Genomic DNA, 20,296 nt, shown 5'->3' with positions numbered 1-20,296 from the left:
TATTGTTTGTATAGGCGATACATTACTTTGAAGGATCAAAGTAATCAAAATCCATTGTTGGACAGAGGGTACATCCTTGTTACCCCTGTCCAACTGGCGGCATCCATGCCGCCGTTCTCGATAGTAAATAGCAACTTGAATTCAAATACTAAAAAAGCAGGCTATTTTTTAGACTTAATTTTGCTTAAAGCCTATTTTAAATATTGCAAAGCCTCTTCAAACACAAGATCAGCATTCTGTGTTGCATCCAAACGCTTCATCCGCTCAGGCTCTGCTTTCCACAAGGTCTCATAACCCGCACGCACTTTGGCAAAGAAACTCAACTTCTCTTGCTCAAAACGATCCAATGCACCACGCTCTCGCGCACGGGTCATGCCTAACTCAATTGGTGCATCCAGCCAAAAGGTAATATTCGGCATTTTCGCAACAAATGTTTGATTCAACAGTTCAAGCTTTTCCTGACTTAAACCGCGTCCAGAACATTGATACGCAAAGCTGGCATCGGTAAACCGATCGCTCAACACAATTTTCCCAGCCGCCAATGCAGGTAAAATGACTTGCTGTAAATGCTGTGCACGCGCAGCATAAATCAATAACAATTCAGTATCATGACTCATTTGCTCTTCATGATTCACAGCCAACAATAATGAACGAATTTGCTCAGCCAATGGTGTTCCACCCGGTTCACGGGTTAGCACCACTTCTTTACCTTGCTGTTCAAAGTACTGATGAATTTTACGAATCAGCGTGGTCTTCCCCACACCTTCCGTCCCTTCAAAACTAATAAACATTATTCAGCCTGCTTTTTCTTTGAACGTAATACAGTTAAATATTCTTGCACTGCACGGTTATGGTCTTCTAAAGACGCGGTAAATTTATGTCCACCGTTACCTGTGGCAACAAAATAGATATTTTTAGCATCATCAGGATGCATCGCTGCTTCAATTGCCTTCTTACTTGGCAAAGCGATTGGTGTCGGTGGTAAACCATTAATGGTATAGGTGTTATACGCAGTCGGCGTGCGTAAATCATTGCGGGTGATATTGCCTTTGTAACTATCACCCATACCATAAATCACGGTTGGATCAGTTTGCAAACGCATCCCCATTTTCAAACGACGCACAAATACACCTGAAACCTGTTCTAACTCGCTATCAAGGCTGGTTTCTTTCTCGATAATCGAAGCCATGATCAAGGCTTCATATTTATCTTTATACGGTAAGTTCGGTGCTTTTTTTGCCCAAGCGTCATCTAAAGATTTCATTTGACGGCGATACAAATCGGTTAAGATTTTTTTATCCGTTTCGCCTTTGGCAAAGAAATATGTATCAGGTGCAAACAAACCTTCTGGATGTGTAAAAGGAATATCTAATTGTTTTAACAATTCAGTTTGAGGAAGATCAAGCAATGTATTGGTGACATTCGAATCTTTTCGCAAACTCTGAATTAACTGTGAAAAAGTCGTCCCTTCAATCACCAAAATACGATTCATCTGTGCATTATCTGCATCAGACAACATATCCATCACTTGACGGATACTCATACCTTCAGTTATTTCATAGACACCTGCTTTCATGGTGTCGTGAATCATAAACTTCTGGTAGAGCTTTAAAATAATTGGAAAATTCACCTTATTTTCTTTGGCTAAACGATCAATAAATCGTGAGTACGTATCACCAGAAGAAATCACCAAAAGTTGTTTTTTACTTTCTACAGGATAATTTTTAAATAAACTCGACCATACAATGCCAAAGATCACCAAAACAAAAATAACAATGGCGATCAAAAAGGCTTTAAAAAAAGAAAATCTAGATTTCGGTTTAGCTTTTGGCTTTTTCTTACTTTTGCTGGAACTAGGCGGCTTTGGCATATTAATCAATCTGGCTAAGTTTTAAAGTTTCAAATAAATCAAGATAAGGTTGTTGCTCTAAACAACGGTCATGAAATCGAATCACCGCTTTCATTGGGTGTAACGCATTGCAGAAAAACAAACTCTGAATACGCCCAATCTCACTCATATCAATACAACGCTGCTCACATTCCACCTGATATTGCTGCATTCTCGATAAAATTTTGGCACGCATCACACCGTGGACGCCATTATAGCGAAGTTCTGGCGTAATCCACCGATCATTTATACGAATAAAACAATTACTGCTCACCCCTTCAACAATAGAGCCCTGTACATCACTGACCAATGCTTCCAGCCAGCCTTGTTGATCTGCCTCTTGCTTAAGCAATACTTGTTCTAATCTATTTAATGTTTTTAATCCAACCAGATGTGGCATGTTCAACCCTAACGCATGATTTAACATGCCACTTTCAATCCATTCAGGTTGAAAAGCCTGTGTCACTCTTGGGTAATACCAGACGTAGACGTCAGCAGCATGCAAAGGCAGACTATAACCTCGATCGCCTTCACCACGGCTAATCACGACTTTTAAAGTGCCATTCAGATTTGGATGTTGCTGTTGTAAGTGCACAAAAGACTTTTCAATAAAGGATAAATCCGCATCGAGACTGAGGCTATTACACGCCAATTTTAAACGTGCGAAGTGAAGTTCTTTTAGCTCAAAATTTCCGTGAAAAATACGTGCGGTGGTAAAGCAACCATCTCCATAGTGAAAAGCTCGGTCTAATAAAGGAATGGAGTCAATCAACTGTCCATTTTTATAACACTGCATGATTTAAGCACCTATCCACTCTGTATAAGACCTACCATCAAAACAAATAAGCCATTGATTTTAAATAAGTATAGCAATATAAACTGAGAATTAAAAATTTCTTATTTATCAATAATTCAGCAAAGCTTATCTGTTTTATCTATTTCTATTTTTTTCATAACAAATTCGATTTTAATTATTTTTTTTGCAAAAAAACTGGCGTTATGCTGCGTACATATTCCAAACAGTAATTTAGTTTTAAGGGGTTTTTCATGCGTTTTTCTCAAGTTAAAGTCGGCGTCATTGCCGCATTACTCTCAGTTTCTTCATTTGCGGCACAAGAATTCTTAAACGTTTCTTATGATCCGACTCGTGAGTTATATACAGATTTCAACAAACAATTTGGTACATTCTGGAAACAGCGTACTGGTCAAGACATCGACTTTAAACAATCACATGGCGGCTCGGGTAAGCAAGCACGTGCCGTGATTGATGGCTTAAATGCAGACGTGGTCACACTTGCACTTGCAGCAGATATTGATGAAATTGCTGAAAATGCAAAACTACTTCCAGCGGACTGGCAAAAGAAATTACCGAACAACTCTACGCCATATACATCAACAATTGTATTTCTAGTTCGTAAAGGCAACCCAAAACAAATCAAAGATTGGGGTGATCTAGTAAAACCAGGTGTAGAAATTATTACGCCAAACCCAAAAACATCAGGCGGCGCACGCTGGAACTACTTAGGTGCATGGGCGTGGGCGAAACATCAAAAAGGTGGTAACAACGCTAAAGCTCAAGAGTTTGTTCGTCAAATTTACAAGCAAACCAAAGTCCTTGATTCTGGCGCACGTGGTGCAACGACGACATTTGCTGAGCGCGGTATTGGTGACGTATTACTGGCTTGGGAAAATGAAGCTTACCTTGCTGTACGTGAACAACCAGGTAAATTCGAAATCGTCACCCCATCTCTGTCAATTCTTGCAGAGCCACCAGTGGCTGTGGTTGAAAAGAATGCTGAGAAAAAAGGTAACTTACAAATTGCTCGTGGTTACTTGAACTATCTGTATTCACCAGCAGGCCAAGAAATTGCCGCACGTAACTTCTACCGTCCACGTAATGCAGCAGTATTAAAGAAATATAGCAATGTATTCAAACCACTTAAACTGGTTACGATTGACCAAGAGTTCGGTGGCTGGACCAAAGTACAAAAAACTCACTTTGATAATGGCGGTGTGTTTGACCAGATCGTCAAGCTCAACAACTCAGCGAAATAATTTACTCAGCGGGTAAATAGGGAGAGCGGACATGATTCATACTGTAATTGTTCCAGGTGTAGGCGGTAGCGAAGCGCAGCATTGGCAGTCTTGGTTACAACAGCAACTCGTGTCTAGCTCTCACGTTCAACAGAAACATTGGGATCGCCCTGTGCTGAGTGAATGGATTGCCCAATTTGTAAAAACTGTTGCTGCTGCCCCAGCGCCTGTTCAAATCGTTGCTCATAGCTTTGGTTGCTTAACCAGTGTTGCTGCGCTCGCGGAATATCCTGAACTCAGAGCTAAAGTGAAAAATCTGGTGTTGGTTGCCCCTGCGAATCCTGCACGGTTTGGTGAAGCAGGCTTTGCCCGCCACAGCTTGACTGACTATAAACAGTATTTTCAGCAACTCAAAATTGACGTGCCAACCACCTTATTGATCAGCGAAAATGATCCTTGGTTGGGTTATGTCGATGCATTGCAACTGGCACAGGCTTGGAAATTGACACCCATCAATTTAGGTCCTGTTGGTCATATTAATGTTGCTTCGGGATTTGGTCCTTTCCCAGAAATCCTGAACTACTTGCTGCCTGAAAAAAAGACGCAGCTCGTCGCCCGAATGAGTCAGGCAAATTTTAATCTAAAATTTGCCTAACACCGCTCCCGTATTTTTAGTATTCGCATTATTTATTTGCTTGTTTTAGCAAACATTTCTCTTTGAGGAAATATCATGTCGCAGCGTTCCCGAGTGCTGCCTGGGTTTGGTCTCTCATTAGGCTTCACCCTCGCTTACGTGTCTTTGATTGTGCTTATTCCTTTATCTGCTGTCTTTATCAAATCTTTAGGGATTGGATGGGATGGTTTATGGGAAATCTTAACTTCAGAACGAATTTTAAAGTCCTTACAACTGAGCTTTAGTGCCGCATTGATTGCCGCGTTGGTCAACGTCGTATTTGGTCTCTTGCTCGCATGGTGCTTGGTTCGTTATACCTTTCCAGGCAAACGCATTGTCGATGCATTAGTTGATTTGCCTTTTGCATTACCCACTGCCGTTGCAGGTATCGCATTAACATCTTTATATGCTCCAACAGGTTGGATCGGACAATATCTGACTCCTCTTGGAATTGAAGTGGCTTATACCCCGATTGGTATCACACTTGCTTTAATCTTTATTGGTTTACCCTTCGTAGTTCGTACCGTACAACCGGTACTGAGTGATATTGAAACAGAACTAGAAGAAGCTGCGTCTGCACTAGGTGCTAATCGCTGGCAGACCATTACTAAAATTATTTTGCCAATTTTGTTCCCAGCCTTGCTGACAGGTTTTGCTTTAGCATTTGCACGCGGTGTTGGTGAATATGGTTCGGTGATTTTCATTGCAGGTAACCAGCCTTATAAAACAGAAATCGCACCCTTGATGATTATCTCTCGCTTAGAGGAATATGATTACGCAGGTGCAACCACCATCGCTGTGGTTATGCTCATCCTCTCTTTCGGCATCTTATTTTTAATTAACTTGGTGCAAGCATGGGCTAGCCGCCGCACAGGGAGAGTTGCACAATGAGCTTAAATACCAACAGCAATGCTTTAGCACTCAAACTGCAAAGCAGAGATGCGACCCGCGAACCTACTTGGGTCCGTTATACCCTGATTGGTGTTGCACTGATCTTTTTCCTCAGCTGTTTGATCTTGCCACTGATTTTGGTTTTTGTTGAAGCCTTCAAACAAGGCCTGACCGTTTATATCAACGCCTTAACCGATTCAGATACCTTATCGGCAGTGAAGTTAACGCTACTTACCGCAGCGATTGCGGTGCCCATTAATGTTGTGTTTGGTGTTGCAGCCGCATGGGCCGTTGCAAAATTCCAATTTCGCGGTAAAGCCATCTTAACCACGATCATTGATATGCCTTTCTCGGTATCACCAGTAATTGCAGGTTTAATGTTGGTTCTGATTTTTGGTACGCAAGGTTGGATGGGCAGTTGGTTAATGGACCATGACATCAAAATCTTGTATGCCGTGCCTGCGATTGTATTAGCTACTATTTTTATTACTGTTCCCTTTGTTGCACGTGAATTAATTCCTTTGATGGAAGCACAAGGAACAGAGGAAGAAGAAGCCGCGATTGTATTGGGTGCTTCTGGCTGGCAAACCTTTTGGAGAGTCACTTTACCCAATATCAAATGGGGTCTGATTTACGGCGTAATTCTGTGTAATGCCCGTGCAATGGGTGAGTTCGGTGCGGTATCTGTGGTTTCAGGTCATATTCGCGGCCAAACCAATACCTTACCGCTACATGTTGAGATTCTTTATAACGAATACACCTTTAGTGCTGCATTTGCTGTGTCTTCATTACTGGCATTTTTAGCGATCATCACTTTGATTTTGAAAACTTGGCTAGAAATACGTCAAGAGCAAGCAAATAAACATCAGCCGAATCACTAAGGAATAAACAAAATGAGTATTCAAGTTAAAAATATTGAAAAACACTTTGGTGCATTCCATGCGCTGAAAAATATCTCTTTGGACTTTCCTGAAGGTGAATTGGTTGCCCTCCTTGGCCCTTCAGGTTGCGGAAAAACGACACTATTACGCATCATTGCAGGTTTAGAATCTGCAGATGGTGGTCAGGTTTTACTGGAAGGTGAAGATGCAACTGACATTCATGTCCGTGAACGTCAAGTTGGTTTTGTATTCCAGCACTATGCCCTGTTCCGCCACATGACTGTTTTTGACAATATTGCCTTTGGTTTACGCGTTCGCCCACGTGCAACACGCCCTTCTGAAGCTGAAATCAAGAAGCGTGTAACGCGTTTGCTTGATCTGGTACAACTTGGCTTTTTGGCGGATCGTTACCCTGCTCAGCTTTCTGGTGGTCAACGCCAACGTATTGCATTAGCCCGTGCGCTTGCAGTTGAACCTCGTGTTTTGTTACTGGATGAACCATTTGGTGCGCTTGACGCGAAAGTCCGTAAAGAATTACGCCGTTGGTTACGTACCTTGCATGATGAACTGCATATCACTTCGATCTTTGTCACCCACGACCAGGAAGAAGCTTTAGAAGTCGCAGATCAAATCATTGTCATGAACAAAGGTGATGTCGAACAAATTGGTTCGCCACGTGAAGTGTATGAAAAACCAGCAACACCATTTGTTTTTGATTTCCTTGGTCAAGCAAATCGTTTTGAAGGCGAGCATACTGGCGGTATTATCCGTATCGGTGATGATCGTATTCAGCTACCAAGTCTATTAGATGCACCACAGGGCAAAGTGATTGCATTTGCACGCCCAAATGAATTACATATTCATGCCCAACCTCAAGCCAATACCATTGAGGCAACGTTCTTACGTGAGGTATGGATTGCAGGTCGAGTTGTGGCTGAATTACAAGATCGTAGTGGACGAACGATTGAAATTTTATTAAGTGTAGAAGAGGCGAACTTACATCAATTCAAACCAAATCAAACCGTTTGGATTAGTGCGGCTCAACTTCATTTATTTGCAGATCAAACAACGCAAGTTGCTTAGAATAATATCTTGAGGACGGCTAAAATATTCTCGTGAAAATTTAGCCGTTGCTCACTTTTTATGTGGAAAAACGATTATGAACTTTCAACAACTCAGAATTATTCGAGAAACTGTTCGCCAAAACTTTAATTTAACCGAAGCATCTGCTGCACTTTATACCTCCCAATCAGGTGTCAGTAAACACATCAAAGATTTAGAAGATGAATTAGGCGTGCAGCTATTTGTTCGTAAAGGGAAACGCCTATTAGGTTTGACTGAACCGGGTCAATCATTATTAAGCATTGTTGAGCGTATGTTGGTCGATGCTGACAATATTAAACGTTTAGCCGATGATTTTAACAAAGTTGATGAAGGTACACTAACCATTGCAACAACCCACACTCAGGCACGTTATGTACTGCCACCGATTGTGAATCAGTTTAAAAAATTATTTCCAAAAGTGCACTTGGTTTTACAACAAGCAAGCCCTGTTGAAATTGCAGAAATGTTACTACAAGGTGAAGCGGACATCGGTATTGCAACCGAGTCGTTAACAACAGAAGATAACTTGGCAAGCGTGCCGTACTATGAATGGCACCATAGCATTATCACGCCCAAAGACCACCCTTTAGCAAAACTAGATAAAATCAATCTGGACGTGTTAGCTGAATATCCATTGATTACCTATCATGGTGGCTTCACAGGACGTTCGAAAATTGATAAAGCATTTGAAGATGCACAATTACATGCTGATATTGTGATGTCGGCCCTAGACGCCGATGTAATTAAAACCTATGTTGAACTAAACATGGGGGTTGGGATTGTCAATGATGTCGCTTACGATGCAGAGCGTGATTACCGTTTACAGCAAATCAAAACAGATATATTTGGTGTGAATACCACATGGATTGCGGTGCGTAAAGGACACCTACTCCGTGGCTATGGTTACGAATTTATTTCGTTATGCTCTCCTGAAACAGATATTAAAGCGCTGAAAAAAGTGGCTTATCCTGAAGAATGAATCATCTAAAAATAAAAGGCTCCTGATGAGCCTTTTATTTTACCTATTCGCAGACATAAAAAAACGAGCATCGCGCTCGTTTTTTTATGTTGAATGCATGGTTTAGAAGTTAAAGCTTACACCCACTTTACCAACTGGCAACCATTGATATTTGTCGTCATTAGCAATTTTATGAGCTTCAGCATTAACAGCTTCTGTTAAAGACTGGCTACCCGTAGTTGTTGCTGTACCTGTAGACGTCAAAGTAACCTTTGGATTACCCGTGTAATATGCACCTACTTCACCAAAAACACCGATGTTTTTGTAAACTTTTGGTGCAAAACCAAAGCCTACATATGGTGCGATGTCGTTTTTATACTCCATCTTACCATCGATTTTAACGCCACCAGCATTCGCCAAGAAGTCTTGATTATTCACGCGGAAAGCACGAGTTGCACTTACATTACGAGTTAAATCATAATTGTTATCTAAATAAGCCACACCAGCTGCTACATATAGAGATTTAGCAAATACGCTTTCACTTGTTCCCCATGGATGCACTTCAGCATTTAAATATGCTGTTTTATTATCCATGTCTACATCATAAGTCGAGCCATTTACTTTGATGTCATCTGACCACGAGATATCACCACCATTGTAACCCAATGACAAACCTACATATGGATTGACTTTATATGAAATAGCACCACCGTAGCCTGTCGTACCGACTTCAGCACGAACTGAAACTGGATCTAAGTATGAAGGGAATGCATAAACTGATTCCTTCACAACTTGCTCATCTGCTGCAAACGCAGTACCTGCAATCGCTGTTAAAGCACCTGCTGCTAACATAACACGCAAAGCTTTCATTGAAGTCTCCTCACAAAAACGCTTTTATTTAAATAAATATATAATTGTTGCTTGTGGAATAAGCATAAAAGAATGATCGCTAACTTTTTATACAGAAACTGATTACTTTTTGTTATTTTTTGATACAAATTCGAAGGAATTATGTATTTTAAAATTATAGATAAAAAACAATAGGCTCCGTTTTTATTACATTTTTGTTGCTTAAATTTAAAACAATATATTGTAACTATTTTTTTCAAAGGTTCTGAGGGTCTGGCTGCCACCTTATCTATGGTTGCGACATGAGCCGTATACGGCGCAAGATTTTTAGGCGATAAGGCGACTTGTGAAATTTATCCACTCTAAATGAACAAGACATAACAATGTAGCGGCAAAAAATGTTCATGTCCTTAAGCTTCGTCTTGCGCTGTAATCAAAGCTGTGCTTTGCACTTGCTCAGGTTATGGCTAAAATTCCTTCATAATTCGTTATAAAACTTGGCAAGGGATTAGCCATTCCCCCCTACGTTTCATGCCCCGTCTGATAAAATTTTAGCCTATAACGCAACCTATTTATAAAATGGCAACAGACCCTAGAAAATTAGTGTAAAATCTTCAAAATTTTTTTGGAAGAAGGAAGATCATGTCTCAGCTTTCTACAATCATTGAGCAAGCATTTGAAGACCGTGCCAACTATAGTGCAGCGGATTGCCCAACAGAAATCCGTCAAGCTGTAGAAGAAGCATTGACAGGATTAGACAACGGTACACTTCGTGTAGCGGAAAAAATCGATGGTGAGTGGGTTGTTCACCAATGGTTAAAAAAAGCGGTTTTACTTTCATTCAAACTTAATGACAATAAGCCAATTGAAGCTTGTGATCTCCGTTTCTATGACAAAGTAGATACGAAATACGCAGGTTGGACTGAAGAGCAATTTAAAGCCGCGGGTGTACGCGTTGTACCGCCTGCTGTCGCTCGTCGCGGTAGCTTCCAAGCAAAAAATGTGATTTTGATGCCTTCGTATGTCAACATCGGTGCTTATGTAGATGAAGGCACCATGGTTGATACATGGGCAACAGTCGGTTCATGTGCACAAATCGGTAAAAACGTTCATTTATCTGGTGGTGTTGGTATCGGTGGTGTTTTAGAGCCTTTGCAAGCAAACCCAACCATTATTGAAGACAACTGTTTCATCGGTGCCCGTTCTGAAATCGTTGAAGGCGTGATTGTTGAAGAAGGTTCTGTGATTTCAATGGGTGTTTTCATTGGTCAATCAACCAAAATCTTTGATCGTGAAACAGGTGAAGTTCACTATGGCCGCGTACCAGCAGGTTCTGTGGTTGTTGCGGGTAGCCTTCCATCAAAATGTGGTACTTACAGCCTTTACGCTGCAATCATCGTGAAAAAAGTTGATGCAAAAACACGTGCAAAAACCAGCTTGAACGATTTATTACGCGCTGACTAATTTGTAATATATACGGAACTTGATGGTTCCTCGGAGCGTCTGTCGCTCCTCGTCTCTACGATCAGTCATGGTCGTAGAGATTTTGTTTTTATGTAGCATGCTGCTTGTGTGGCACCTGTTTGTGGTAACTGTTTATGGCTTCCTTACGTTCTTCTGCAATTCCTGTCTCCGATCCTGCGGCGGGTTTACGCATCACAGAGATTTTTTACTCTTTGCAAGGCGAAGCGAATGCGTTTGGTCTGCCAACGGTATTTATCCGTTTAACAGGTTGTCCTTTACGTTGTAGTTATTGCGATACCACCTACTCTTTTGAAGGTGGCGAACGTTTATCACTCGAACATATCATTGAAACGGCAAGTCAACACAAAACCCCGTATATCTGTGTCACAGGTGGTGAACCGCTTGCTCAACCGAATTGTCTGATTTTATTACAACGCCTGTGTGATCTTGGTTTTGACGTTTCTCTAGAAACCAGTGGTGCTTTAGATGTGTCTAAAGTTGACCCTCGCGTTTCCAAAGTGTTGGATTTAAAAACACCAACCTCAAAAGAAGACCACCGCAATTTATATAGTAATCTTGACCATCTCACCCCACATGACCAGATTAAATTTGTGATTTGTAATCGTGAGGATTATGAATGGTCAAAACAGCAACTCGAACAATTTCAGTTGCAAGATAAAGTAAGTACCGTCTGGTTTTCACCTGCTTTTGCCATTGAAAAAGGTGCTGTTGCCCTACCTGCATTGGCGCGTGACTTAGCCCAGTGGATTTTAGAAGACCATCTCCCTGTTCGATTCCAATTACAGTTACATAAGCTGTTATGGAATGATGAATCTGGTCGTTAAAATACTCACCATATCCGTTCTGCAAGACAGATCGGCTTTTATCAAATTTATTTTAGGTTGAATCATGGAAAATAATATGCGTTCTCGTGCCATCGTATTATTGTCTGGCGGCTTAGACTCAACAACGTGTCTTGCTTGGGCACAGTCAAACTATGAATGTATCGCCCTCAGCTTTATGTACGGTCAACGTTCGACTACTGAACTTGATGCAGCTAAAGCACTTGCACAACGTGCAGGCGTAGAACATCGCGTCATTAATATTGATTTGGGCAATTTAGGTGGCTCTGCGCTTACAGATCATAACATTGACGTCCCAGAACAATTACAAGAAGGCATTCCTGTAACTTATGTTCCAGCACGTAACACTATTTTCTTATCTTATGCACTTGCTGCAGCTGAGGTTTTTGACGCTGCTGCCATTGTGATTGGGATTAATGCTGTTGATTATTCAGGATATCCTGACTGTCGCCCTGAATTTATTGACGCTTTTGCCAATCTTGCCCGTCTGGCAACAAAAGCAGGTGTTGAAGGAAAACCCCTTAAAATTGAAACACCTTTGTTACATTTATCCAAAGCGAATATTATACGCTTAGGCATCGAACATGGCGTAGACTATAGTCAAACGGTATCCTGCTATCAGGCAGATGCTCAAGGACGTGCATGTGGCAAATGCGACAGTTGTCGTTTGCGTCAACAAGGGTTTATCGAAGCAGGTATTGCGGATCCTACGCGCTACGCTGAATAACCGATATTAGGGTAAAAATTAGGTACATTATATGAAGTTTTCTAAATCAAATCTTATTCTTTCTACAATGATGTCAGCTGCTGCACTGTTTGCAACAGCAACTCACGCAGCTGATAATCCATTACAAACTGCGTATAAAAGTACCAATGTAAAAGCAGCATTGGTCAATGTATGTAAAGACCAAACTGCAAAAGGCGGCAAATTAACTGCTGCTGAAGTAAGCAAGTTCTGTGGTTGTCAAATTGATGCACAAGGTAAAGTAACTGAAGCACAAAAATGGGAAATCCAAAGCGCAATCAATGCGAAGAAAAGCCCAAGTTCTTTAGGTTTTGTACAACAGCAAAATAAAGATTTACAAGCTTGCTTAGGCGCCCCACTGGTAACTAAGTTAGAAAAATTAACTGAAGAAGCAATGAAAGCTGCTCAACAGCAGCAGCAAGCTCCGAAAAAATAAGCTTGTATTGCTGAAAACAAAGCCTGCATTTATGCAGGCTTTTTTATTGAGCTTTGTTAAAATCCCATTTATCTAGAATCAGTTGAATAACACCATGCAAGACCAATGGAAAACCAATGCTGAACAAAGGCAATCAATTGTCTCATTCAGTGGCGGCAAAGACAGTTCCCTCGCCTTATACCATGCCATGCAAACAGGCACTGTAATTGGGCTGATTGTGATGCTGGAAGAACAAGGCCAGCGTTCTCGCTCACATGCGATGCCACTGGATATTATTCGCGCACAAGCAGATGCGGTTGGTTTACCCGTATTTATGAACTCTTCGAGTTGGTCTGATTATGAAACAAAGTTTATCGCACTACTCAATCAAGCCAAACAACGCGGTGCTGAAGTATTAGTCACGGGTGATCTTGATATGCCTCAGCACGGCTGCTGGCACGATCAGGTGACTCAGCAAGTGGGACTCAAATTGGGTATGCCGCTTTGGTTGCGACCTCACCGTGAAGTGGTCGAAGAATTTATCAAGCTGGGATTCAAAAGTGTCATTGTGACAGTCAACCTAAAGCTCGGTATGCACGTCGATGATCTAGGTAAAATTTTAACCCTAGACTATATCCAAGCATTAGAAGACCGTGGCGTTGATCCATGTGGTGAAGGTGGAGAATTCCACACCACTGTGATTGACGGACCTATTTTTAACAAAGCTATTCCTGTACGTCACGGCGATATTGTTTATCATGAGGAATATGCTTTTTTACCGCTTGAACTTGATCAAAATTAATTTTATCGAAGGATGAACAATGTCTGAGAATATTCAATTACCAAATCATGTTTTCCCAACCACACAAGGTGAAATCAATCTTGCTGAAATCAGCAGTGAATGGTTGGTACTCTATTTCTATCCAAAAGATTCAACCCCTGGCTGTACTACCCAAGCGGTAGGCTTTTCATGCTTGAAAGATCAATTTGATGCCTTAAACTGCCAGATTATTGGTGTATCTCGTGATTCAGTTAAAGCACATCAGAACTTTACAGAAAAACAAGCGCTCAGCATCGATTTAATCAGTGACAAAGAAGAAGTGCTGTGCAAGCACTTCGATGTAATTAAAGAAAAAAATATGTATGGCAAACAGGTAATGGGCATCGAACGCTCAACTTTTATTTTCCATAATAAACAGTTGGTGAAAAGCTACCGTAAAGTTAAAGCTGCTGGGCATGCAGAACAAGTGCTAGAAGACCTAAAAGCCTTACAAACGGCTTAGCGCCAATAAGTAACAAAAAAGCGAGTTTCAAGCTCGCTTTTTTGTTCAGGCAAATTGCTGTTCGCTTTACGCTTGGCGTATGATAAACAGATTAAAAGAATAAGCTAAAGACATTTAAAATGAATCATCGCCATGTATTGCTATCACTTCCCTTACTTGCGTTTGTATCAGCATGTAGTTCGAATACATCGATAACATCTCAAGAACAGCCCCCCTTAGCACCACAAATTCAGAAAATGGCGATAGAGATACGCTGCCAAGATATACAAAACCCTGCGTATCAACAGGTCATTTTGAAGGCGATCAATGAAATTCGTCAGCATCCACGCCAATGCGGAGAGCAATATTTTCCTGCAGTTGCGCCACTGAGATGGAACAATCATTTATATCAAAGCGCCTTTGTTCATGCCGAAGATATGGCACAACATAGTACGCTTGGGCATATCAGTGCTACAGGACAAGATTTTAGAAGCCGTTTAAAACAAACGCAGTTCAAGGGTCGTGGCGGTGGAGAAAATGTGGCGCGTGGACAGAAAAATTTAAATGATGTGATGGCCACATGGCTGGCCAGTCCCGTGCATTGTCGCAATTTGATGCATCCAAAATTTACAGACTACGCGCTAGCCTGTACAGTTGATCAATCAGCAAAGCAAAAAAGTTATTGGACTCAACAATTTGGTGTTCGATAAAAAGGAATAAGCATGCAATCTGGCTCTATTACCCCCATTCTACGTATTTTTGATGTGGAACTCGCCAAATCCTTTTACTTTGATTATTTGGGCTTCCAACTCGATTGGCAACATACTTTTGGGGATAACTTCCCGCTTTATCTACAGATTTCCAAAGCTGATTGCATCATTCATTTAACTGAGCATTTCGGTGATGCTAGCCCACATAGCGCCATTCGTATTTATTGGGAGAATCTCAGTTTGCTTCATACAGAATTGGATGCAAAAGACTATAAATTTGCCAAGCCTCAAGTAGAGAAAACCGATTGGGAAACATTGGAACTGAGTATCACCGATCCATTTTCAAATCGAATTATTTTTTGGGAAGATGCTTAATCTTCCCTTTGTATCAAGACTCATCGATATTGGAACGGTCATTATCCTTAAATTTTTGCTGTAATTTCTGATAGATCGGCGATTTTTGAAATTCGCTCAGGAACTGAATTGTCCCTTTTGGGAAAAACTCGGCTTGAATCTCACCACGATAATAGGCTTCACGCATTGGTGTTGCTGAAATGGAATCTTTTAAACTCTCCAGCTCCACCATCTGCCACTCAGGGAATAAACGTAAATAATAAGAAGATTCATCCTTGAAATGACCGATTAAACCGACTTTTGCATTTGGCTGAATCACGCCATTGACCAAGTCTTTGACCTGTTTGACCCATTTCTCATCGTTATAGACATCGACCACATGAACAAAATGAATTCGTGTTTGATCTTGCTCAGAGAAGTTCGACAAGATCATTTGCTCACGCTCAACCGCCAGAAAAGGATTTTTGATATTCCGTTCAGATTGAGCCGACCCCAAAGCCAAGATCACGTTTTGACTTTTTTGTAATGCAATTTCAATGGTTTGCATATGTGCAAAATGAAATGGTTGAAAGCGTCCAATAAAAACAAGATAGTCAAATGTGTACATAGGCTTAATTTCACTTTTTTGTGAACTCATCAGTTGCGCCATTCTAATAAATATGCGACATAATGAGGACACTTAAAATCAATCTGGATTAAAGCAAGGATAGTACGATGACACTTAGCTGTATTCAACAACCTCATCAACATTTGCAAGCAAATTTAGAAGATGGCGTACTCACCTTAGCCATTAACCGTTCAGAAGCAAAAAATGCACTCTATGGCGAACTTTATATTTGGATCGCAAAAGCTTTGGATGAAGCCGATGCAGATAAAGAAGTTCGCGTGGTAATTTTCCGCGGTGCAGAACAAGACTTTACTGCGGGTAATGACATGAAAGACTTTATGGGCTTTATTCAAAAGCCACATGAAGGCAAAGCTGGCGATCAACCTCCATTTGTATTGTTAAAATCTGCCGCCCGTTTTTCAAAACCACTCATCATTGCAGTGAAAGGTGTCGCAATCGGAATTGGTGTCACGATTCTATTACATGCGGATATAGTATTTGCAGACAATACTGCCCTGTTCCAGATTCCATTTGTCAGCCTTGGTTTATCTCCAGAGGGTGCAGCAAGTCGTTTATTGGTGAAACAGGCAGGCTATCAAAAAGCAGCTGAGTTATTATTCACAGCGAAAAAATTTGATGCAGCGACTGCGGTACAAGCAAATCTAGTCAATGATGTGGTTGAAGATGTATATGCGACAGCGCAAAAGACAGCGCAACATTTAGCAGCATTACCATTGGCTTCGATCAAACAAACTAAAGCACTCATGAAACAAGACTTGGCAGATATCATTGCATGTGTCGATGATGAAGCTGAAATTTTCATGCAACGAGTACGCTCACCAGAAATGATGGAAGCGGTACAAGCCTTTATGCAAAAGCGTAAACCTGATTTTTCTCAGTTCAATTAATCACTGCGTAAATCTTTCGAACAAACCACTTAGCCCTAAAAGTTAAGTGGTTTTTTATTTTGCTTATCCATATAGATATTTACAACCAGACCAACTAAGCTCAATTCAGGTTAAAACTAAATTGCAAAAAATATGAAAGTCGTCATTGCCCCTGATTCTTTTAAAGATAGCCTATCTGCACGTCATGTTGCCGAAGCCATTGCTTTAGGCTGGCAACAGGTATTTCCTGATGCAGAAATCATTACTTGCCCGATGGCTGATGGTGGTGAAGGATCAATTGAAGCAGTTTTAGCAGCTTGTTCAGGACAATGGCGTGAGCAGATGGTACAAGGTCCGCTGGGTGAGCCTGTACTGGCCAAATGGGGATGGCTAGCAACGGAAAAAATCGCCATCATTGAAATGGCTCAAGCCAGTGGTATCCAATTGGTGCCCTCCTCAGAACGCAATGCATGTATCAGCAGTACCTTTGGTACAGGAGAGCTGATTCTCGCTGCTTTAGATGCAGGTGCAAAAGAAATAGTACTGACTGTGGGTGGCAGTGCAACCAATGATGCTGGTACGGGGCTTTTATCTGCATTAGGCGCTAAGTTTCTGGATGCAAATCATCAAGTCTTGCCTGCTGGTGGTCTTGCCCTGCAAAACTTAGTACAGATTAATCTGGAAAATTTCGATCCACGGATTCAACAGACTAAATTTTTATTGGCCGCTGATGTGACCAATCCACTTTGCGGCCCAAATGGTGCATCTCATATTTTTGGCCCGCAAAAAGGTGCTTCACCAAGTCAGGTACTTGAATTGGATCAAGCATTGTCACATTTTGCTGATATTACTGCTCAACAGTTTGGTTTTGATCAACGTCATGAGGCTGGTGCAGGTGCTGCGGGTGGACTTGGCTTTGCTGCAAAAACTTACTTACAAGCCGAGTTTAGATCGGGTGTTGAAGTCATCGCAGAACTAAATCAACTCGCTGCCAAAATCCAAGGCGCGGATTGGATGATTACGGGCGAAGGAAAGTTTGATGAGCAGACCTTGAATGGCAAAACCCCATTTGGTGTCGCCAAAATAGCACAAGCAGCCAATATCCCTGTGATTGTAATTGCAGGAACACTTGGGCAAAACTATCAAGCCTTATATCAACATGGCATTACGGCTGCCTTTTCTTTAACTTCAGGTCCAATCAGCCTAGAAGAGGCCTGTCAAAATGCGGCAGAGCTGATTCGCGCACGGACAACCGATATCGCCCGATTAATTCAGACCAGTATGATTAAACCTAGTCAAACTCAATGAATCTCTAAAATCTGAATAAACTCAAAGGCAGGCTCTTCATATGGATGACTTGCCTTTAGAGCTTTTGCCACAGCTCTGGCCTTATCTTCTGCAATAATGGTTTCAACTCGCCATTCTTCGAGTTGCTCTAATTCATCCAATTGCCCTAAAAAAGGGTTTGCACTTTTAACGGGCTTGAATTGCCCAATGCCTTTGACTTGCCATGCACAGTGTTCGTAATTACCAATACCACCCGCGCCTGCTTCGAAAACCGCTTGTTTGGTGGATTCCAGATGAGATTCAGGCACGTAATAAATCAGCTTTAACATCATAAAATGGCTCAAATCGAAATCAATGAGATTTCAATCATAACGTTATAAAAGCTGAACAATCAAAGTTAAATCTTGATGATGAGATAACTCACGACGATAAATAACAGTTGAATGATTATAGTTAAGCCAAACCAAAACCAGCCTTTGTCTTTTGAATATATTGTTCTCATATGATTTTCATGTTTCATCATGCCGTTCTCTCATATCTTATTTATTAATGAAATATAAGAAGCAAGAATTGAACCAATTACAAAAGTTGTAGTAAGAAATATACAAACGAACTTTCACCAAAAACAGATAGATGAGAACATCTTAAAATTAAGAATTGTATATTTTTAAAATATTTAGGTAAAAACTAAAGAAATTTAATCAAATATGTTGTTAACACAAAAACTAGCATTCCCCACGATGTAGATCTTAAAGATTTCGGACCAAAAAGTCCTACCAACACTAGAAGAATAGGTGTTATAAAAATGCCTATCACTTGAATTATATTAAGTTCTTCAAACATATATCTCCTACTAAATTAACTGAATGTTTGATAAAAATTTTATCACGATTAATTAACAATTATACCAATTCATATTTTTTATCAGCCACTACAGGAGATACTCTTCCATGTTCCGATTTAAATAGCAGACCCCAATATAGCTATACCCACCAATATAAAAACTAGCACCCAAAGCTCTTCTAGTATCATTTCCCCACAAACAGGATCAATAAAATAATCATATTTACTTAGTTCTATCGAGCTCATAACTTTCTCTTCAAGCTCCCCACACATTAATGGTGTTTAGTTATAAACCATTGATTTAAAAGGGTTTAAAAGTAAATCATCTACTTCTTCTTTACTTAACCATCCGTACTTAGCGTTTGTAAATGTCTTTTTTCATACTGTGTCATCGCAAATGCTAAACCACACAAAATCACAAAGCCACTGGTCATCGGAATCAAAGTCCCGTTATAAAGCTGCCCAATGATCGAAGCGAGTATTAAAGATAGTACAGATGAAGATGCCCCAATAATCGCCGAAGCCATACCTGCAACATGCCCCATCGGCTCCATTGCAATCGCATTCAGATTGCCAAATAGTGTTCCAAACAATAAAAACAGAACGCAGGCATACAGCATAAACATCCAGAACGAAACTGGCACACCCATAAGTTGAATGATAAGGAACAGCAATGAAATTAAACATAGGCCAAGAAAGCCATAAATACAGATGGGACGCATCCCAAACTTCATGACAATTCTAGAATTGGTAAATGATGCAATCCCCATCACACCTGCTAATAACGCAAAGTAGGCACTAAATTCCTGCCCTGTTTTGCCAAATTGCTGCATAAAGATTTGTTGTGAAGTCCCAAGATATCCAATAAAACCACCAAAACAGAAACCTGCACATAGCAAATAACTCATGGTGGTTTTATTGCTCACCACTTCTTTAAAGCCATCTTTAAATGCTTGTACACGCATAGGCAAACGATTTTCTGGAATTAGCGTCTCTTCTAGTCGTAAAGCCACCCAAGCACCAACGGCTATGGCATAGACCATATACAACACAAAAATATCGCGCCAACCAAAGAAATGAATAATCAATTGTCCCAAGCTTGGGGCAACTGCTGGCGCCACCATAAACACCATCATGATCAAAGACATGATCCGCGCCATTTGTGCGCCACTGTATTTATCCCGAACAATGGAAATCGAAGCCACATAAGGCCCAGAAACACCCACACCCTGAATAAAACGCCCGACCAAGAACCATTCAAAACTTTGGGTGGAATAGCACAACAAGCTTCCTAAAAAATAGATGACGATGCCTGTAAATAAAATTCGTTTTCGTCCAATTGCATCAGACAATGGCCCTGCAATCAGTTGCCCGATGGTCATTCCTGAAAAAATGCTAATGATGACCCATTGCGCCTGATTGCTATTCTGTAGACTAAAAACCTGACCAATTTCACCTAGTGCAGGTAAAACAGCATCAATCGAGAAAGAAACGATGGACATTAATAATGCCATCAGTAATGCAAATTCATGGAAATGGATTTTTGATTTCATTTTTCTTGCCCATTGATCATTATTTTAT

24 protein-coding genes are annotated in these 20,296 nt (G+C 40.8%); 16 read left to right on the top strand and 8 right to left on the bottom strand.

Translation table 11 applies throughout. The features are described 5' to 3' along the window. Nucleotides 1-191: 191 nt before the first annotated feature. Genes tmk through pabC form a run of 3 tightly spaced genes read right to left on the bottom strand, consistent with a single transcriptional unit; the run spans nucleotide 192 to nucleotide 2,684 of the window. Nucleotides 192-791, bottom strand: a complete 600-nt coding sequence (gene tmk, locus F887_RS11740) for a dTMP kinase (RefSeq protein WP_005292879.1) — start codon at nucleotides 789-791, stop codon at nucleotides 192-194. After that, nucleotides 791-1,870 (bottom strand): endolytic transglycosylase MltG, encoded by a 1,080-nt coding sequence (gene mltG / locus F887_RS11745; RefSeq protein ID WP_005292876.1) that lies wholly within the window; start codon nucleotides 1,868-1,870, stop codon nucleotides 791-793. Before mltG ends, tmk begins: the two co-directional genes overlap by 1 nt. Nucleotide 1,871: 1 nt before the next feature. Beyond that, nucleotides 1,872-2,684, bottom strand: coding sequence for an aminodeoxychorismate lyase (gene pabC / locus F887_RS11750; protein WP_005292873.1), 813 nt, complete (start codon nucleotides 2,682-2,684; stop codon nucleotides 1,872-1,874). A 251-nt stretch (nucleotides 2,685-2,935) separates the two neighbouring features. On the opposite strand from pabC, the gene F887_RS11755 reads away from it, so the two are divergent. The 6 genes from F887_RS11755 to F887_RS11780 all read left to right on the top strand — a co-directional run bounded on the left by F887_RS11755 (nucleotide 2,936) and on the right by F887_RS11780 (nucleotide 8,450). Further along, complete coding sequence (locus F887_RS11755; RefSeq protein ID WP_005292871.1) at nucleotides 2,936-3,943, top strand: sulfate ABC transporter substrate-binding protein; 1,008 nt, start codon at nucleotides 2,936-2,938, stop codon at nucleotides 3,941-3,943. Between the two features lie 31 nt (nucleotides 3,944-3,974). Next, nucleotides 3,975-4,577: an RBBP9/YdeN family alpha/beta hydrolase gene (locus F887_RS11760; protein ID WP_005292869.1), complete on the top strand. Its 603-nt coding sequence runs from the start codon at nucleotides 3,975-3,977 to the stop codon at nucleotides 4,575-4,577. 75 nt (nucleotides 4,578-4,652) lie between these two features. Beyond that, nucleotides 4,653-5,486 (top strand): sulfate ABC transporter permease subunit CysT, encoded by an 834-nt coding sequence (gene cysT, locus F887_RS11765; RefSeq protein ID WP_005256814.1) that lies wholly within the window; start codon nucleotides 4,653-4,655, stop codon nucleotides 5,484-5,486. After that, the gene (gene cysW / locus F887_RS11770) at nucleotides 5,483-6,367 is read left to right on the top strand and encodes a sulfate ABC transporter permease subunit CysW (protein WP_005292867.1); all 885 of its coding nucleotides are present in this window, start codon (nucleotides 5,483-5,485) and stop codon (nucleotides 6,365-6,367) included. Before cysT ends, cysW begins: the two co-directional genes overlap by 4 nt. A 12-nt stretch (nucleotides 6,368-6,379) precedes the next feature. After that, nucleotides 6,380-7,450: a sulfate/molybdate ABC transporter ATP-binding protein gene (locus F887_RS11775; RefSeq protein WP_005292865.1), complete on the top strand. Its 1,071-nt coding sequence runs from the start codon at nucleotides 6,380-6,382 to the stop codon at nucleotides 7,448-7,450. A 76-nt stretch (nucleotides 7,451-7,526) separates the two neighbouring features. Beyond that, nucleotides 7,527-8,450, top strand: coding sequence for a CysB family HTH-type transcriptional regulator (locus F887_RS11780; RefSeq protein ID WP_005151839.1), 924 nt, complete (start codon nucleotides 7,527-7,529; stop codon nucleotides 8,448-8,450). Between the two features lie 102 nt (nucleotides 8,451-8,552). Here F887_RS11780 and carO read toward each other — a convergent pair whose 3' ends face one another. Further along, nucleotides 8,553-9,299 carry an ornithine uptake porin CarO gene (carO, locus tag F887_RS11785; protein WP_005292863.1) on the bottom strand — a complete coding sequence of 249 codons (747 nt, stop codon included), beginning with the start codon at nucleotides 9,297-9,299 and terminating at the stop codon, nucleotides 8,553-8,555. A gap of 621 nt (nucleotides 9,300-9,920) precedes the next feature. Here carO and dapD point away from each other — a divergent pair. The 8 genes from dapD to F887_RS11825 all read left to right on the top strand — a co-directional run bounded on the left by dapD (nucleotide 9,921) and on the right by F887_RS11825 (nucleotide 15,112). Continuing rightward, nucleotides 9,921-10,742 carry a 2,3,4,5-tetrahydropyridine-2,6-dicarboxylate N-succinyltransferase gene (gene dapD, locus F887_RS11790; RefSeq protein WP_005292861.1) on the top strand — a complete coding sequence of 274 codons (822 nt, stop codon included), beginning with the start codon at nucleotides 9,921-9,923 and terminating at the stop codon, nucleotides 10,740-10,742. A 134-nt stretch (nucleotides 10,743-10,876) separates the two neighbouring features. After that, nucleotides 10,877-11,587: a 7-carboxy-7-deazaguanine synthase QueE gene (queE, locus tag F887_RS11795; RefSeq protein ID WP_005292858.1), complete on the top strand. Its 711-nt coding sequence runs from the start codon at nucleotides 10,877-10,879 to the stop codon at nucleotides 11,585-11,587. 76 nt (nucleotides 11,588-11,663) lie between these two features. Continuing rightward, nucleotides 11,664-12,332 carry a 7-cyano-7-deazaguanine synthase QueC gene (queC, locus tag F887_RS11800; protein ID WP_212749628.1) on the top strand — a complete coding sequence of 223 codons (669 nt, stop codon included), beginning with the start codon at nucleotides 11,664-11,666 and terminating at the stop codon, nucleotides 12,330-12,332. Nucleotides 12,333-12,363: 31 nt separating this feature from the next. Next, on the top strand, nucleotides 12,364-12,786 hold the full coding sequence (locus F887_RS11805) for a hypothetical protein (protein ID WP_005292853.1): 423 nt from the start codon (nucleotides 12,364-12,366) through the stop codon (nucleotides 12,784-12,786). 94 nt (nucleotides 12,787-12,880) lie between these two features. Continuing rightward, nucleotides 12,881-13,567, top strand: coding sequence for a Dph6-related ATP pyrophosphatase (locus F887_RS11810; protein ID WP_005292852.1), 687 nt, complete (start codon nucleotides 12,881-12,883; stop codon nucleotides 13,565-13,567). A 19-nt stretch (nucleotides 13,568-13,586) separates the two neighbouring features. After that, nucleotides 13,587-14,048 carry a peroxiredoxin gene (locus tag F887_RS11815; RefSeq protein WP_004771476.1) on the top strand — a complete coding sequence of 154 codons (462 nt, stop codon included), beginning with the start codon at nucleotides 13,587-13,589 and terminating at the stop codon, nucleotides 14,046-14,048. Between the two features lie 119 nt (nucleotides 14,049-14,167). Further along, complete coding sequence (locus F887_RS11820; protein ID WP_005292849.1) at nucleotides 14,168-14,737, top strand: CAP domain-containing protein; 570 nt, start codon at nucleotides 14,168-14,170, stop codon at nucleotides 14,735-14,737. A 12-nt stretch (nucleotides 14,738-14,749) separates the two neighbouring features. Continuing rightward, entirely contained in the window at nucleotides 14,750-15,112 is a 363-nt protein-coding gene (locus F887_RS11825) for a glyoxalase superfamily protein (protein WP_005292847.1), read from the top strand. A gap of 13 nt (nucleotides 15,113-15,125) precedes the next feature. Here the strand turns inward: F887_RS11825 and F887_RS11830 are convergent, their stop codons facing one another. Next, nucleotides 15,126-15,698 carry a nicotinate-nicotinamide nucleotide adenylyltransferase gene (locus F887_RS11830; RefSeq protein WP_171067447.1) on the bottom strand — a complete coding sequence of 191 codons (573 nt, stop codon included), beginning with the start codon at nucleotides 15,696-15,698 and terminating at the stop codon, nucleotides 15,126-15,128. Between the two features lie 107 nt (nucleotides 15,699-15,805). Between F887_RS11830 and F887_RS11835 the strand changes: the two genes are divergently transcribed. Then, a complete protein-coding gene (locus F887_RS11835) occupies nucleotides 15,806-16,606 on the top strand; it encodes an enoyl-CoA hydratase-related protein (protein WP_005292841.1) in 801 nt (266 codons plus the stop codon). A gap of 132 nt (nucleotides 16,607-16,738) precedes the next feature. Beyond that, nucleotides 16,739-17,893, top strand: a complete 1,155-nt coding sequence (locus F887_RS11840) for a glycerate kinase (RefSeq protein ID WP_005292839.1) — start codon at nucleotides 16,739-16,741, stop codon at nucleotides 17,891-17,893. Here F887_RS11840 and F887_RS11845 read toward each other — a convergent pair. The 3 genes from F887_RS11845 to F887_RS11850 form a co-directional block, all read right to left on the bottom strand. Beyond that, complete coding sequence (locus tag F887_RS11845) at nucleotides 17,887-18,201, bottom strand: YqfO family protein (protein ID WP_032863103.1); 315 nt, start codon at nucleotides 18,199-18,201, stop codon at nucleotides 17,887-17,889. The two genes, F887_RS11840 and F887_RS11845, sit on opposite strands and share 7 nt — an antisense overlap. A 68-nt stretch (nucleotides 18,202-18,269) precedes the next feature. Beyond that, the gene (locus F887_RS18875; RefSeq protein WP_005292834.1) at nucleotides 18,270-18,395 is read right to left on the bottom strand and encodes a KGW motif small protein; all 126 of its coding nucleotides are present in this window, start codon (nucleotides 18,393-18,395) and stop codon (nucleotides 18,270-18,272) included. Nucleotides 18,396-19,056: 661 nt separating this feature from the next. Then, entirely contained in the window at nucleotides 19,057-20,268 is a 1,212-nt protein-coding gene (locus tag F887_RS11850; protein ID WP_005292829.1) for a multidrug effflux MFS transporter, read from the bottom strand. Between the last annotated feature and the right edge of the window lie 28 nt (nucleotides 20,269-20,296).

It is taken from the genome of Acinetobacter sp. NIPH 2100 (assembly GCF_000369805.1).
Lineage (GTDB): Bacteria > Pseudomonadota > Gammaproteobacteria > Pseudomonadales > Moraxellaceae > Acinetobacter.
The sequence above is the reverse complement of the archived record's forward strand: the minus strand, read 5'-3'. Positions and strand labels throughout refer to the sequence as shown.